The following is a 14,604-nucleotide window of genomic DNA, read 5'->3' as shown; positions in this document are numbered from 1 at the left end:
GAGAGGCTCCGGTATAAAATCCGCGACCGGATCGAGATAAAGTTCGGCAGGCTTAACGACTGGCGACGGGTGGCGATCCGCTACGAGTGATGCCCGACGGCCTTTCGCTTTGCCATCGCGTTGGCGACAACTGTGCTCTTCTGGTTAAGATTCAGGAGCCTATATGGTTAATGCGTCTTTCGGGCAGATACTTGCCAAACTTCTGGCAGGGGTGGCGTTTCTTCATTGCATTTTAAACTTAAATCAAACTTGTTTCGGCGGCTTGATGCACATCTCTTATTTTGACGAGCAAGCTCGTCTTCGCGTATTGGATCCCAGATTAGATCGCTGAGAGAGCATGCCGCGGTGTTAGTTTGGTGGTAAAGACGTTTGTCGAGGTATATTTGATATAGCCATCTGGGGTAGCCCATATGATAAAGTGCTGTCATTGCAATTTTTTCCGCTAAGGCGTGGACTGAATTTTCGTCTTTCTCTCGGGTCTCGGGAGACAAAAGGTAGACTCCCTGCTTGTTTTCAAGCTCGAGAGGCAATCTTAAGAAATGGATAGCAGTGGCCAAAACCGGAATGCAATTATCTTGTATTTCTTTAAAAAAACGTTTCTTATGCACGTCATTTTCGTTTTGCAACATGCTTGTGCTAAAACAAACAAAGCTTGTATCGCGTCCCATCCGGCGGGCACCCTCAACCACTCTGCGGTTAATATCATTTGTTTCTCCGCAATAAAAATTTCTTTTTCCATAGAGGATATAGGCTCCCGGTTCATTCGGTAGCGTAGACGCTAAGCTGTAAGGCTTGTGAAAAACCCCTTTTATATATTTAACTTTTTTACCTTCAAATTCGATCCAATCTTCTTCTGGTGTAGCGTGATTGTCGTCCCAACTTGATATTAGTTTATGCTTCATTGCATTAGATTTAATTATGCTCATTTTGGATATCCTACCGAGACATTCTTCAGCTGCGTGCGCCCAACCTGAAATTCCGCAGCATGGTGGGTATGGCCGAAAAGCCATTTCTCGGGCTGGTATTCCTCGATGAGCGCAGTCAGGTCTGAAGCGTAGCACCAAGGCAGCGGCGCGCCCGGAGGGAGCGCAGCCGGGTGCGGGGCATGATGCGTGACGACGACGGTTTCGCCATCGAAGGGGGTCGCCAATTGCCCTCGCAGCCAATCGAGATGTTCATGGTGCTTCGCGATGGTGTCGGCTGGCCGCGCCTTGCGGTAGCCGCTTCCTGCGACGCGAATATAGCGATAGTCATTCATCACCCAGTCGCTGCGGGACGACTTTTCCGCAACGCTTCCCGGCCCGAGCGCGAAGTCGGTCCAGAGCGTCACGCAGAGGAATCGCGTGCGCTCATGGGTGATCACACGTTTCTGCGCGAGATGCGCGCCGGCTTCATGCGCGAGATCTGCGAGGCGGTCGTCGCCATCGAGCCGAAAATCGTAATAGTCATGATTGCCCGGGATGATATGAACCCGATCGAGATCGACGTGCTGGCCGATCAGCTGAAGCGCCGGACGCCAACGGATCTTGGGCTTATTGGCGAGGTCGCCAGCTATGATGAGAAGCTCAGCGTGCTCGAGCTCAAGGTCGTCGAATGGGTTGCGGTTTTTCTGCATCCAGAGATCGAGATGCAGGTCCGCCAAGATAAGCACCTTGGACATGATCAGGATCTCCGATCGGCGCGCAGGAGCTTTGCGCTCGCAGAAAGGCGTCCATCTTTTTGCAGGGTTTTCAGGAAACTTGGATCGTATAAGCCCAAGCGATAGAAGCGGTTACAACTTCGAGCCCAGCCCGCCTTCGGCTGGAGATTCATGAGAGGCGAAGTTCGAACCCGCGCACCCTCACGCAGGTGCGGGTGGCCGGAGACCCGCCCGACAAGCAGGGGCACGTCGTCTTCGACTATCGGGCACCACGACTCTAAGAGAGGCGCGGCTGATTGCTCCCCGTTCGCTAGGTTATCCCCGATTGCGGGTGCCAGGTTACTGAGCGCGATCACCCATTTTATAAAGAGTGTGGCGTCGAAGGTTCCGTCTGCGCTCGATCCGCCTTGTCCGCCAAGGGCGCGATCGGCGAGATAGGTCTGCAGGAGCGGAGCAAGCGCGGGATGTTCTCGAATGCGTTGTTGCGCGCTGCCGAGATCGATCATTGCAATCGGCGTGACCGGGAGAATACCTTCAATGATCTCAAGATAAGGTTGGAGCGGGCTTGTTTCGTGAACCATTTGCTTCTTTCCTTTGCTTCGAGCCAAGCGCCCAACTGGACCATGGGCATGCGTCAGCCGTGCCCGGACAGGCGTTTGTCCGAGTGAGTTTCAATAACGAAGGGCGCAGGCCGACAGCGTGTCGACCCGGGTGCCGGGTGTGAATATTCAATATCTAGTTCGGAGCGCGTCCTTCGAGGAGGACGCGGGCCGCTAAAGCGGCGTGGTTAGGCCTGTTAGCATCGGGCTGCCTCTAACGACTAGGGAGTGAATCTTTCCCGTTCAAGCATATCCCATGACGTGGAGGAAGGCTAGGAGGAATTCGATTAAGCGCCTGTTTTCGCACGGATTTTTTAGACTTTTTTTCGCACCGCACGTCGTTGGCCGTGGGGTGGGCATTGTTCCTTGAAAAATAGGAATATCTTCGCGCTGGGCCGGGATTTGGCCGATGATTTTCGCATCGCCTGCACTCGAGCCGCATGCTGGGGCGCGGGGTCTGATACCACGAGCCAAACTCTAAATCCGGACTTTGCGTGTCATCAAACGTGGGAAATGCACGATCGCTTCTCTCCGATCAATCCTTGATTCGCGCGGGCAAATAGCAGGCGATTTCCGAACGAGTTCTAGGCCCTCGCGAGCGGAAATGGGCGCACTAAGACCGAGATGCATAGGCGCTCAGAGGTCTGCCCTGGACTGCTATCAGATCCCGGTGGTTCGGCTCAAAAAAATCCACATGACATGCGCCGGTGCCGAAACAGGAGGCCTATGCCCAAGATGGCTTGCCCAAGTAGACCGCCCGCCTCCGGCGGCCACCGATCTCCGCGCTGTTGTCGCGATCTTTTTTCGCACCGGGCCTCAAGCCAGCCAATCATCTCGCAGCGCAAGACCTTAAGTAGATTCCGTCCGCTTGGCCGGCAGCTGAAAAGCCGGGTTGAGCCTGGGATGTTATCAATTGATCTCCATCGATTGCCGGGCTCTCGCCTGCCATTACGCCTTGCAACTTCCAAAGACGCTCGGCGCGGAGCCTGAACCGTGACAAGGGGGGGATAGCAAACTGTGGCGCCGGCGAGGGCGAGAAAGATAGCCCGCGCAAGGGGGGAAGCCGCGCCCGTTCGCCGCCCGTTTTTCGCATGAGTATAGTGGGCAGGCTTTTTCGCACGGTGCGAGCGTGAATTTCCGGCGGGTCACGGAGCCGACCGCCTCGATACGCACTGCCCAGCTTCGATATTTGCGTCCGGGGCGCGGTTGCTGAGTGTCACTGCACCTTTCGTCGCTTGGGGGGGGCGATCGCTTGTGGCTGTCGAAGGCTCGCATTGTTTCCGGGGACGCCGGTCCCATTCTGTCGAAAGCATCGCCGAGTTGCCTTCGCAAAACTTTTTCACACGCGTTCGCGGATGTTCTCGATTTTCTGCATGCTTGGCGCTGCCGCCGGGTAATCAGGCGATGCTTGTTTTGAATTTTTGGATTTTTGTGCAGTTTCGCTTCATGTTTCTTGGATAGAAGGCTTTTGGGGATTTTTGCCTTTCGTTTTTCGCATGACGGCTGAACTGCCCGGTGCATTCGGGATCCTCGTCGCATCGGCAAGTGAGATCGTTTGACCTACCATGGCTCAGGCGTATCGTCTTGATCGTCTGACGGGGAGGCCGCGTCACTTGGCTGTCCACGCAGGATCGCCCTTGCGCGGGCCAGAGGATCTTCGATCCGGCGCGCCTCGACGGCCGCGATCTCGTGTTCCAGTCTCTCGAAGATCGGTGCGTAGACTAGTTTTTCGAGCATCAGCTCGGCGACGCGCTGTCGGGCTTTCACGAGCCGCTCGAGAAGCTCTTCATCGGATTTGGTGAACCCAGTTGCGCGATGAGATTTTCGCATATTTGGCGCAAAAGGACGCTGGGCCATGGCATGCATCTCCTGAGACCGCGCGAGCGAGGCTCGGCGGGGACGGGTAAGGTGATCCGGGGCGCGGATCTGCTGATGCGTTCAGTCTAAGTGCCGAGGCTGAAAAAACGGGTTCTCGATTTTTTAGGAAGTAGAGAAAATTTCGCCGGAGCTCATTGCCGCTCGTTTTCGGCAGCGCCTAGGGCGTAGCGCTAGCTGTTGCGCTCTGTCGCTTTTTCGTTCTATCTGTGAGCTTTGGATGGAAAGATTTTCGCACATGGCCTTTTCCGAGCTCCTGAGAGCCGAACGCGCGGGGCGCGGGCTCACGCAGGCCGAACTCGCCTCCCGCGCCAATATCAGCATCCCGACGGTGCGCGCCCTGGAGAGCGGGGCAGGCACGATCCTTTCGCTCGAGGCCGTCTTGCCGGTCCTTTGCCTGCGCTGGCGTGTTGCCAAGGCGGGTGAGCATATGGGACGCGTGCTCGCGGAGCGGCGGCGTGCGCGCGGTTTTTCGCAGCAGGCTCTCGCCCGCAAGATCGGCTGCAGCCGCGTGACGGTCATTGCCTTGGAAGCGGAGTTTTCCGGGCGTGTAGCGACGCTTGCCGCAGCATTGCGGCTGTTCCGCATCCGAGCGCCCCTGGAACGGAGCGATCTGGCGAAGGGGCAAGGGTTGGTGCCGCCGAAAAATGACGCGGAACAAGACCGGGTCATGACGCCGCCTGATCTGGCCGAAGCAATCATCGATCATTTTTCGCATGCGATGGCCGGGCGAGTCCTCGATCCGTCGCGCGGGGAGGGGGCATTCTACAATCACTATCCGGATCACGTGGAGCGCCAATGGTGCGAGATCAGTGAAGGGCGTGACTTTCTGTCTTGGTGGGATCGCGTGGATTGGGTCGTCACAAATCCGCCCTGGTCAGAGCTGCGGACGTTCACGCGGCACGCTATGAAGGTCTCCGAAAATATCGTCTGGCTTGCGCCGCTTACGAACCTGACGACGAAGGCGCGGTTGCGGGATCTCCAGGAGGCCGGATTCGGAATTGCGGAATTGCTCTTTGTCGACACACCGAAGAGCTGGCCACAGAGCGGCTTTCAGATCGTCGCGGCCCATTTGAAGCAAGGGTATACCGGGCATTGGAGGGTCGCCCAGCTTCGAGGGGGAGGGGGCGCAAAAGCCTCTTAGTGTGCCCTGCAATTTGTCTTCTGCTTGGCCTGGTTCGAGCGCTTTCAGATCTCGTCCAGCTCGTCCAGAGATCCCATATCTTGAGCCGTGCCCCCATGGAGCTCGCGCCATGGACGAATGTCATAGACGTCGCGTCCCTCCTGAAGCTCGATCGATATGCCGCGCTCCAGGAGCCAGGCTGTCGCAAATTTCATGAGCCGGGATCTGCGTTCGTGGTCACCCTCAACGCCATAGATATGGAGATGGGCCAATCCGGGGTCGCCATAATGGGCGCGGGCCGAGACGAAGAGATCGAGGTCCGGATTGCCTGCTCGCAGCAGTGCCTCCAGCTCGCCGAGGAGCCTTGGGCGTTGAGTTCTTGCTCGAGCAAGTTTCTGATCGATAGACATAGCAGCCTCAAAGGCTGAGGAACTTGACGGATTTTGGTTCGCGGCTCTTCACGAAGCCGACCCGGTCGGCTCGGACTTTCTTGAATACTAAATTCTGATGCTGCAACTCGCTGGGGCTGACCTCGCCTCTCGCCAGACGTTCCTCATCCTTCGCGCGGCTTCGCGCCTTTTCCTCTTGCCGTTTCCTGAAAAGATCTTCCATGCGGGGCCCTCCGTAAAGTTTTATTATAGCCTGAAAGCCCGTGCTTTGTCTCGTTTGATCGCAGACGCTGACTTCGCGTATTTGAGATGCGCGACGGCGCGCTCCTTGTAAGCAGCAATAGCAGTTCGCGCGGAGGTGCCGATACGGCAGGTGACCTGCCCTCGGCGCAGCGGCGGAAAATCCGGCAAAGATCGGCCTCCCTACGCTTCTTCTCAGAGGCGGTTCTGGTGAAGCAATGATCTCGGGCCAGTTTGACTTATTTGGCCCTATCCGGTCTAATTTCGACGGAAGGAGCGCGGTATGGACTGGAATGTGACAGCCGGTATGATCCTGATGGGCGCGTTCGCTGCGGCGGCGTTCTGGATTGTGATGCGTGAGCGCCGTCATATCAAAGATGTGACAAGCCTGAGTGCGGAAGACATCCGTTGGTTAAATTCGCGGCCTCTGTCCGGCGACGCCTATTTTGGCGAAAAGGCGGATGACGACGGCGATGACCATTCAAATGGCTAGGCTCTAAAGCAGCGCTGATCACATTAAAAGCTGGGCATTTCGACCTCTAAGGAGGGCCCCTCTCGCAGGTATCCAGCGGGCCGCAGTCGTTTCGATGCTCTCCCGAACTGCTTCGATCACCCGACGAGTATTCGCGATACGCGCGAGCCGCGTGTTCCTTGTCGATCTAGAGCTCGGCGCCATGTGGAAGCCGCAGGCGCCTCCGCCGGGCGCGATGAGCTTGAGCGTGCCGGTAGGCTCCCCAGTCATGTAGGCGGTGAACCCGACGCCTACTCAGATCTTCTGCAAGATACGGAATGCTCCGGTTTCGGAGAGTCCAGATCCGCGCAGTCATAGCCTTTGAGCGATCAGAGCGACGATGTCTCAAGTTTCCGGATCACCCGGAGGTAAAATGTCGGGGTGCCTTGCAAAGCTTCCGGCGGAGAATTTCGCCGTGCGATAGGCGGTTTTCTACAAGTCGAAGGCCCGGTATCTATAACGCGCGCTGCCTCGCAATGTCTCTTTGAGGCGGCTCAACTCTTCCGCAAGTATGTTCTAGACGAATCAAATTACACGGAGCATTTGCAATTTGCGATAACCAGACACCGAGCACCCAAGTTCCGAAAATTTTATGCACGCAATAATTGTGCGGCGATGTGTGGCTTATTGAAATACAACTCAAGGTGGTGAGGTCGCGTTGCTGGGTGTGAAAATTTAAATTACTTTTGCTATTTCTTAGAAAGCCTGCATTAACCTCTCGGGAAGTGACCTTCGACTGCTTCGGCGCCTCTCGCACAGCGAAAGTTTCTGCGTTTCGAGGCGTTCAACGTTCATAAAATCTACTAACAACACCTCGTTCGTACATTTCAGATATATCAATGCGTGAATTTCAAAAAGCCAAAGGCCGGTCGCTGCGAATTTTTACATGCGAGTCTTGTTCGCATCGGATGCGTTTCGGAGCAAACCGATGTGGGGCTTGCGGTCGAAGCGCGCCTCTCCTGAACCGATCCGGCGTGTGGGGCTTCCTGCTGATCTTTGCGATTTTCGTAGGGGTTGTGCTGATCACGCGGTGAGTTGGTCTCAAGAACGGCGCTGCGTTAGCGAAGCTTAGAGGGTGAAAACTTGAATGGTTTAGGTCTTACAAGCCCGCCCATGGTCGGTTTAGAAGCTGTTCTTCTCGTCGTAACTCTTTCCCTCTTGGCGCTCGCGTTGCGGCGAAAGTTGACCATAGCCGCTGCGTGTCTAATTATTTTTTGTTTTTCGATGTTGGGCGCTCTACTCACCTGGGGGCTCATTTATGCCCCCGATGGATCTTCTTTTCGGGAATTTGTCTGCTATCTGATCGGTGTCTGTGGTGGTTTTCTCGGGCTCTCGCTGTTCATGCTCGTCGTCTCGCCTTACGGATATTTAGTGATGTCTGGTGTTCTCGCAGTTGCGTCGACGGTGATGTTTGTTGAGGATATTTCCTACGTTTGGGAGAGCGCGGCACTGCGTGAGACGGCTCTCATCGCCTCACTTCTCATCTTTGGATTGGCAGTTTACTTGGAAGCGACGGAGGGTGCGCTTCGGCCGATGGTGCGACAATTTCGAAGAGGTGTTCTCTCTCGTTTCGCGTCGAGAGAGCCTCAGCGATAGCGCGGGGGGGGGGCAAAATTGACGAAAGGGGTAAAGGTGGTTGCGTGCCTGAGCGTCTCTAGCGCAATTGCGGCATAGCGTTTGCCGCGCATTCGGCGCTTCGGCGCAGCGACCATGCGGGATTGATGCCCAATTGCTGAAATCGAACGCAGGTCTGCTCACTCTCGCGAACGGAACTTCCGAGTAAGTATAATAACTGGTCGCGGCGGGTTTCGGGTGTCGTTCCCCATGCTAAATTCGGTCCGAGCTGTGATCTTAGACAGGCTTGAAGACATGCGTCACGTCTTCCAGAAAATGGCGGCTCAGTGTGTTCGCAAGCGTTCTCCGCACTAAGACCGCGAACGCTTCAGGCTCCTCTGCGGCTGACGAACTGAAGTTCGTCGCCTCGACACAAGGCGAAGTTGCTCCGTGGCCAAGACGCGACGGGGATCGACGGAGGCGGAGCTTGCAGCGATTTCCGTAACGCGCGCATTCGCACGTCATATTCGCGAGGCTGATCTTCCAACGCGGCAAATCGTAGAGCGAGCTCACGTTCGATGCTCTCGCAAGACAGATGGCCGTAGGTCCGGCTCCCTGGAGGGACGATCGCACAGGCTGCGCGTCAGACCGGAATAGAAATTGGTCGTAGAAAATGATGCGGCGATGTGGAACTCGGGCGGGTGAAGGAGCGTGACCTCTCGCCTTTCTGTGGTGTCACTCTGCAGCTCGACCCGACGATCCTCGTCGGCGCTCCGGGGTGCGGGGCCGGAGAACGCCGGCCCCGCAAATCGTTATTGGCGCAGATCCGTCACCGCCGAGGCGTCGACGCTGCCTGCATCATTGCCCCAAGCTCCGCGCAGGAAGCTTGCGATCTGGGCGACGTCCTCGTCGCTCAGACGATGCGCGAAGCCCGGCATCTTGAACGCTTCGGGACGCGATGCGGTGGAGGGCAACGCCGCTCCGTTCAGGATCACGTCGATCAGGCCCGTGGTCTGGTCCGCCGTCACGAGAGAGTTGCCCCCAAGCGAGGGGAACACGCCCGGCGAGCCTTTGCCGTCGCTGAAGTGACAGGCCGCGCAATTGTCCATGTAGAGACGCGCGCCAGGGCTCAGGTCCTTGCCCGCGACCAGCATGGCCGTGGTGTCGTCCTTGGCACTGTCCACCCGCTCGACACGGTTCGGCAGTTTCGTCGGGTCTTCGGCGGGGATTTCCGTCTTCGAACCTTCCGAAGCCTGGCCGAGCCGGATCTTGTGGAGGTAAGCCACCATCGCGTCGGCATCCTCGTCGGTCATGTATTGCAGCGAATGCTCGACCGCGAGAGCCATCTCACCCGTGACCGCGCTATGCGCATTGCGCCCCGTCGTGAGATAGGCCTTGAGCTGATCGGCCGACCACATCTGCGCGGGCGTTCCCGCATCGCGCAGATCGGGCGCGCTCCAGCCGGCGATCTCGCCCCCGCTGAGGAAGCTGTCGCTGGAGGCTGTCTTGCCGTCTTCCGACATGATCGCGGTGCGCGGGCTGTGACAGGCGGCGCAGTGTCCCGGCCCCTGTACGAGATAGGCCCCGCGTGCGAGCTGAACGTCGCCGGAAACTGCATCCGAGGGGTGGAAGCCCGGATCGTCCAGCGCGGCCCAGTTCCACGCCCGGATGCCCCAGCGTTGGTTGAACGGGAAGGACAGCGACGTTTGCTGCACCTCGTTCTCGACCGGCTTCACGTCGTTCATGAAGTAGTCGTAGAGCGCGCGAATGTCTTTCTCGCTCAGATGGCGATAGTTCTCATAGGGCATCGCCGGGTAAAGATGACGTCCCTCATCGTCCACCCCGTCAACCAGCGCGGCGCGGAAGTCGGCAAGCGTCCAGTTTCCAATGCCGGTTTTCTTGTCGGGTGTGATGTTCGAGGCGTAGATCGCCCCCATCGGGCTTTCGATGGCCTTGCCGCCTGCGAAGGGCTTGCCGCCCTCGGAGGTGTGACAGGCGGCACAATCGCCCATCCGCGCGGCATAAAGCGGCGCGCCCTTGTCGGGCGTCCAATCCGCCGCGAGGTCTTCAGTCGGTTTGGTGCGCTGCACCGGCACGAAGATAATCGCCAGCAGGACGATAAGGCCGAGCACGATGAGCGCGGCAATGATGCGGAGGAAGGTTTTCATGATCTCTCTCCTCTCACATCAACGGCCGGGGGTTCTTGAGATAGTCGTTGCGCAAGGCATCGACCGCCCAATAGGCCAGCGCCCCCAGCGGTCCCGTCGGGTTGTACTGGGTGTTTTGCGGATAGGCCGACGCGCCCATGACGAACACGTTGTGGCAATCCCAGCTTTGAAGGTAGCGATTGATCACCGAGGTATTGGGATCGGTGCCCATCACTGCGCCGCCGACATTATGGGTGCTCTGATAGACCGTGGTGTCGTATTGCGACCCGTCTTTCTTGTAGCCCGACGCCATCTTGTCGGGATTCATGCTGGTCGCGACATCTTCGATCTTGCTCTTCATGAACTGCGTCATCTTGATGTCGTTGGCCTTCCAGTTGAAGGTCATCCGCATCAGCGGGCGCCCGTGCCGGTCCGTGTAGGTCGGATCGAGGTCGAGGTAGCAGTCGCGGTAGGACATGTTCGACCCGTGCGAGCCGATGGACATCTTGTGGTTATACCACTCGCCCGCGGCTTCCTTCCAACCCTGACCCCATTTCGGCGTGCCGGGTGGCGTGGAGAGCTGTCCGATCGGACGCCCGCCAGTGTGACCCGCCGTGATGTAAGACCCACCGATGAAGCCTTCCTTGGCGAAGTCGATCTGGCTGATCGAGTAGTCGTCGATCGACATCCCGCCCGAGCCGGTCCCGATGAAAGGATTGAACTTCTTGTCCTTGAAGTAGAGCGAGGTGCCCCCGGTCATCTGGTAGCAATAGTTGCGCCCGACGACGCCTTCACCGGTTGAAGGATCGTAGGGCTGGCCGATATCGGACAGAAGCAGCAGATGAACGTTGTGCAGCGAATAGGCGCATACCAGCACGAGATCGGCGGGCTGGTAGACCTCTTCGCCGCTTTTCTCGTCGAAATAGGTCACGCCCTTGGCCGTCTTGCCATCAGCGGCCTTCTCGATCTTGAGCACTTCCGAATTCGTCTTGTAGCGGAAATTCGGCATCCGCTTCAGCGCGCCCAGTACACAGGTCTGCGGCGACGCCTTGGAGTAGTTCAGGCAGCCGAAGCGCTCGCAGAACCCGCAATAGTTACAGGCCCCAAGCTGCATTCCATACTCGTTCGTATAGGCGCGGCTCGCATTCGCCGCCGGGCGCGGGAACGGGTGGAGACCCTTCTTGCGCGCAGCATCGGCAAACAGCTCGGAGTCGTAGGTGTTGGCCAGCGGCGGGTTGGGGTACTCGCTGGAACGTGGCCCCTCGAACGGGTTGCCGCCGTCCTGAATTTCGCCGTTCAGATTGCCCGCCTTGCCCGAGATGCCCAGCAGCTTCTCGAAACGGTCGTAATGCGGCTCAAGCTCCTCGTAGGTCACGCCCCAGTCTTGGATCTGCATATCCTCGGGGATGATATCCGCGCCGAAATTCTCTTCGACATAGGATTTCAGACGCAGTTCGGCCGGTTGCGTGCGCCACGTCTGGCCGTTCCAGTGGATACCGGCCCCGCCGACGCCATCGCCGGGCAGGAACGAGCCCAAGTGCCGGTAGGGCAGGGCGGTATCGTTCACGCCGTGGCGGATCGTCAGGGTCGACTTGCGCGGCTTTTGCATGAAGCCGTAGCGGATCGCGTATTTCAGCTCGTCGATGACGCCGGGATACTGGAAGTCCGGGACCGTATCGCGGTCGTCGCCGCGCTCGAGCGCCAGCACTTCCAGCCCTTCCTTGGCCATCTCCATGCCGAGGATCGAGCCGGTCCAGCCGAGACCGATGATAACCACGTCTTTTTTCGGATCAGTTCTAGCCATGGTTTACGCCCTCTCGCCTGCGATATCGACCGCGCTGAGCGGATAGGTCTCGTTGAAGCGCGACACCCATTCGGTATAGGCGCCCCGCGCGCCGGGGAAGCCGACGTAAGTCCAGGCCTTCATGCCGTGATTGCCGCCATACATCGGGTCGGCGAAGTAGCCTTCCTTGGTGTTCTGCAGAAGAAGCGAGAAGAAATCGCGCTGTTCGGGCTTGAGCGAAACCTCGCCTTTCTCTAGCGACGTCAGCGCGGCGTCCTGCGTCTTCGCATCGAGATCGGCGAAGCCTTTCCCGTGGTTGTCCTGGCACCATTGCTCGAACACCGGGATGGCCGCGCGATAAATTTCGGCAGGGGTCAGCGGGCTTTGATAGCCCAGAAGCGGGTCGGCATCGGGCTGGAACGGGCCTTCCATATACCAATCCGCAGCCGCGCCGAAATCTCCGGCAAGCTGGCGGTCGATGAAGACTGGCACGCGCGTCTCGAGCGCGCCGGGCCCGTCGCCATCCGCCGGGATCAGCCGGTCGCAGGCGGCCATGACGAAGGCATATTCCTCGGCTGTGAAATAGCTGGGTTCATAGTCCTCGAGCGGCGGTAGCTCTTCCTTGGTCTGCGCCTCAGCCGAGGCGGCAATCACCGCCAAGGCCGCACCGGCTGCAGAGCCTTTGAGGAAACCACGCCGAGAGGGACGTCCTGGCAAATCGGTCAAATGGAAACTCCTGTCTCTATGCGCCGGGTGGCTATAGCGGTAGGAAAAGGCAAATCCATGCATTCGAAGCCATGCCGACGCCGGTAGCTCACGGGTGCGACGTAGGGTCGCATCTCAGGATTCACTTAACATGAGGCAGGCGTGAGCAAAGCGGTGTGGCGTCACGTTCTCGTGACTAGTGAGCTGGAAGAGGCCTCTCGCCGTATGCGCGCGGGAAGAATTTCCTACGGCATTGTTTTGCAGGTCAACGTCGTAATCGAAGTGCCCATTAGCGATAGATATCGTGCCAGCTTCAAAAGCATCTTACGAGATCGCCAGCCCGAAATCGCGCGGCGAGATCGCGATATCGGCAATTGTGTAGTTGTCGAGCGTCGCCAAGAAAGCCGCGCGGGCTTCCGCCAAGGGAGAAATCAAACGGCAGGACGCTGTGATCGCGCAATCGCCGCCGCTGCGCATACATTCGACGAGATCGAAATCCGTCTCCATGTGGCGCACAATTGTCCCGACGCCGATCTCTTGGGCGGCACGTGCAAGCCCCAGGCCGCCGGACCGACCGCGTTGTGCAGTCAAAAATTCGCCCCGGGTCAGCGCGTTGACAACTTTCATGACCGTGCTTCGAGGCGCGTGATAGGCCTCGACGAGATGATCGATCGTGAAACGGCGGTCTTTCATCGACGCCGCATAGATCATGACGCGCAAGGCAAGGTCCGTAGTGTCGTTCAAGCGCATTCGCAGATCTCTCCTGATCGGGCTCCCAAGCGACGCGTCTCGTATCACGAGGCCGGACAGAATGTCGCACAAGAAAAACATACCTGTGATTGGCATCTTAATTCCCGGGAGAATAGATGCGGATCATTGGTATGTTTTATAGCCCAGGAGACAATGATGGCCAAGCCGCTCTCGGAAAACACACTCATGATCATCGAAGCCACTGCACCCGTCGTCGCCGAGCACGTCGATCAGATCGTGCCGGTCATGTATCGCAGGCTGCTCGCCGCTCCCGAAATCCGGGCGCTGTTCAACATGTCGCATCAACATGGAAACTCGCCGCAGCACAAAGCGCTCGCGGGGGCGCTGGTGGCCTATGCGACCCATATCCGGAATCCCGGGGTCTTGGCCGATGCGCTGGAACGGATCGCACAGAAACATGTCGGTTTGCAGATCCTCCCCGAGCATTACCCCCATGTCGGCGAAGCGCTGCTGGGCGCTGTCGCCGAGGTGTTGGGCGAGGCCGCGACCCCCGAGATCCTGAATGCCTGGGGCGAGGCCTACTGGTTCCTTGCCAATACGCTCATCGAGCGAGAAGAAGAGATCTACGCCGGTGCGGAAGAACAGGACGGCGGCTGGCGCGGGTGGCGGCGCTTCAAGGTTGGCGCGAAGGACAGCGAAACCTCCGAGATCGCGTCCTTCACGCTCTATCCCGTGGATGGGTTGCCTGTTCTCAAGCATCGCCCCGGTCAGTATCTGAGCTTCCGCTTTGCACCTGCGGAAGGCGAGGAGTATCGGCGCAACTACTCGATCTCCTCGGCGCCGGATGGTCAGTCCTACCGCATCACTGTCAAGCGCGAGCCCGGCGGGCGGATCTCCAACTGGCTGCATGATGCGGTCGAGGTCGGCGCCGAGTTCGACGTGGCCGCGCCCGCTGGCGAGTTCTTCCTCGATCCCGCAGACAAGCGAGAGGTGGTTCTCTTGTCGGGCGGCGTTGGCCTCACTCCGATGATTTCGATGCTGGAGAGCTATGGCGGCGGCGATCTGCGGATGGTCTATGTCCACGCGACGCGGAATGGCCAGTCCCATGCGCTTGCAGCGACCTCCCGCGCGAAGGCACATGAGAGTCACGTCTTCTATGAGGTGCCGGAAGAGAATGATGTCGCGAATGGTGTCCATACCGGCCGCGTCGATCCGAACTGGCTCGTGCAGATCAGCGATCCCGCCAGGGCAGACTACTTCATCTGCGGCCCGACGGGCTTCATGCAGGAGATGGTTTCCGGTCTGAAGGCAGCAAACGTTCCGGACGC

General features: G+C 58.4%; 14 protein-coding genes and 1 pseudogene. 5 read left to right on the top strand and 10 right to left on the bottom strand.

The window, feature by feature from the left end:
- Positions 1 to 90 (top strand): annotated as a pseudogene (locus BMI87_RS22825) (IS5/IS1182 family transposase); the annotation flags it as partial.
- 77 nt (positions 91 to 167) lie between these two features.
- Here BMI87_RS22825 and BMI87_RS22260 read toward each other — a convergent pair.
- From BMI87_RS22260 to BMI87_RS18640, 4 genes are all read right to left on the bottom strand, one after another.
- Positions 168 to 926 (bottom strand): hypothetical protein, encoded by a 759-nt coding sequence (locus BMI87_RS22260; protein WP_146681674.1) that lies wholly within the window; start codon positions 924 to 926, stop codon positions 168 to 170.
- The gene (locus BMI87_RS18650) at positions 923 to 1,660 is read right to left on the bottom strand and encodes a metallophosphoesterase (RefSeq protein WP_078523051.1); all 738 of its coding nucleotides are present in this window, start codon (positions 1,658 to 1,660) and stop codon (positions 923 to 925) included. The genes BMI87_RS22260 and BMI87_RS18650 overlap by 4 nt, the downstream gene beginning before the upstream one ends.
- Positions 1,661 to 1,662: 2 nt before the next feature.
- A complete protein-coding gene (locus tag BMI87_RS18645; protein ID WP_078523050.1) occupies positions 1,663 to 2,220 on the bottom strand; it encodes a DUF6634 family protein in 558 nt (185 codons plus the stop codon).
- Positions 2,221 to 3,798: 1,578 nt separating this feature from the next.
- Positions 3,799 to 4,095 carry a hypothetical protein gene (locus BMI87_RS18640; protein WP_078523049.1) on the bottom strand — a complete coding sequence of 99 codons (297 nt, stop codon included), beginning with the start codon at positions 4,093 to 4,095 and terminating at the stop codon, positions 3,799 to 3,801.
- 256 nt (positions 4,096 to 4,351) lie between these two features.
- Between BMI87_RS18640 and BMI87_RS18635 the strand changes: the two genes are divergently transcribed.
- On the top strand, positions 4,352 to 5,257 hold the full coding sequence (locus BMI87_RS18635; protein ID WP_168175239.1) for a helix-turn-helix domain-containing protein: 906 nt from the start codon (positions 4,352 to 4,354) through the stop codon (positions 5,255 to 5,257).
- Positions 5,258 to 5,301: 44 nt separating this feature from the next.
- On the opposite strand, the gene BMI87_RS22255 is transcribed toward BMI87_RS18635, so the two are convergent.
- Positions 5,302 to 5,646: a hypothetical protein gene (locus tag BMI87_RS22255; protein ID WP_146681673.1), complete on the bottom strand. Its 345-nt coding sequence runs from the start codon at positions 5,644 to 5,646 to the stop codon at positions 5,302 to 5,304.
- 7 nt (positions 5,647 to 5,653) lie between these two features.
- Positions 5,654 to 5,848: a hypothetical protein gene (locus BMI87_RS18625; RefSeq protein WP_075777083.1), complete on the bottom strand. Its 195-nt coding sequence runs from the start codon at positions 5,846 to 5,848 to the stop codon at positions 5,654 to 5,656.
- 300 nt (positions 5,849 to 6,148) lie between these two features.
- On the opposite strand from BMI87_RS18625, the gene BMI87_RS18620 reads away from it, so the two are divergent.
- Positions 6,149 to 6,358: a hypothetical protein gene (locus BMI87_RS18620; protein WP_078523046.1), complete on the top strand. Its 210-nt coding sequence runs from the start codon at positions 6,149 to 6,151 to the stop codon at positions 6,356 to 6,358.
- A 1,131-nt stretch (positions 6,359 to 7,489) separates the two neighbouring features.
- Positions 7,490 to 7,972 carry a hypothetical protein gene (locus BMI87_RS18615; protein WP_078523045.1) on the top strand — a complete coding sequence of 161 codons (483 nt, stop codon included), beginning with the start codon at positions 7,490 to 7,492 and terminating at the stop codon, positions 7,970 to 7,972.
- Positions 7,973 to 8,742: 770 nt separating this feature from the next.
- Here BMI87_RS18615 and BMI87_RS18610 read toward each other — a convergent pair.
- From BMI87_RS18610 to BMI87_RS18595, 4 genes are all read right to left on the bottom strand, one after another.
- A complete protein-coding gene (locus BMI87_RS18610; RefSeq protein ID WP_078523044.1) occupies positions 8,743 to 10,098 on the bottom strand; it encodes a cytochrome c in 1,356 nt (451 codons plus the stop codon).
- Between the two features lie 13 nt (positions 10,099 to 10,111).
- Positions 10,112 to 11,881, bottom strand: a complete 1,770-nt coding sequence (locus tag BMI87_RS18605; RefSeq protein ID WP_078523043.1) for a GMC family oxidoreductase — start codon at positions 11,879 to 11,881, stop codon at positions 10,112 to 10,114.
- A gap of 3 nt (positions 11,882 to 11,884) precedes the next feature.
- Positions 11,885 to 12,586 carry a gluconate 2-dehydrogenase subunit 3 family protein gene (locus tag BMI87_RS18600; RefSeq protein WP_078523042.1) on the bottom strand — a complete coding sequence of 234 codons (702 nt, stop codon included), beginning with the start codon at positions 12,584 to 12,586 and terminating at the stop codon, positions 11,885 to 11,887.
- Positions 12,587 to 12,889: 303 nt separating this feature from the next.
- Positions 12,890 to 13,315, bottom strand: coding sequence for an Rrf2 family transcriptional regulator (locus tag BMI87_RS18595; protein ID WP_078523041.1), 426 nt, complete (start codon positions 13,313 to 13,315; stop codon positions 12,890 to 12,892).
- A gap of 156 nt (positions 13,316 to 13,471) precedes the next feature.
- Between BMI87_RS18595 and hmpA the strand changes: the two genes are divergently transcribed.
- On the top strand, positions 13,472 to 14,604 hold a 1,133-nt coding region (gene hmpA / locus BMI87_RS18590), incomplete at its 3' end, for an NO-inducible flavohemoprotein (RefSeq protein ID WP_146681672.1).

The organism is Thioclava sp. F28-4 (genome assembly GCF_002020045.1).
Lineage (GTDB): Bacteria > Pseudomonadota > Alphaproteobacteria > Rhodobacterales > Rhodobacteraceae > Thioclava > Thioclava sediminum.
The sequence above is the reverse complement of the archived record's forward strand: the minus strand, read 5'-3'. Positions and strand labels throughout refer to the sequence as shown.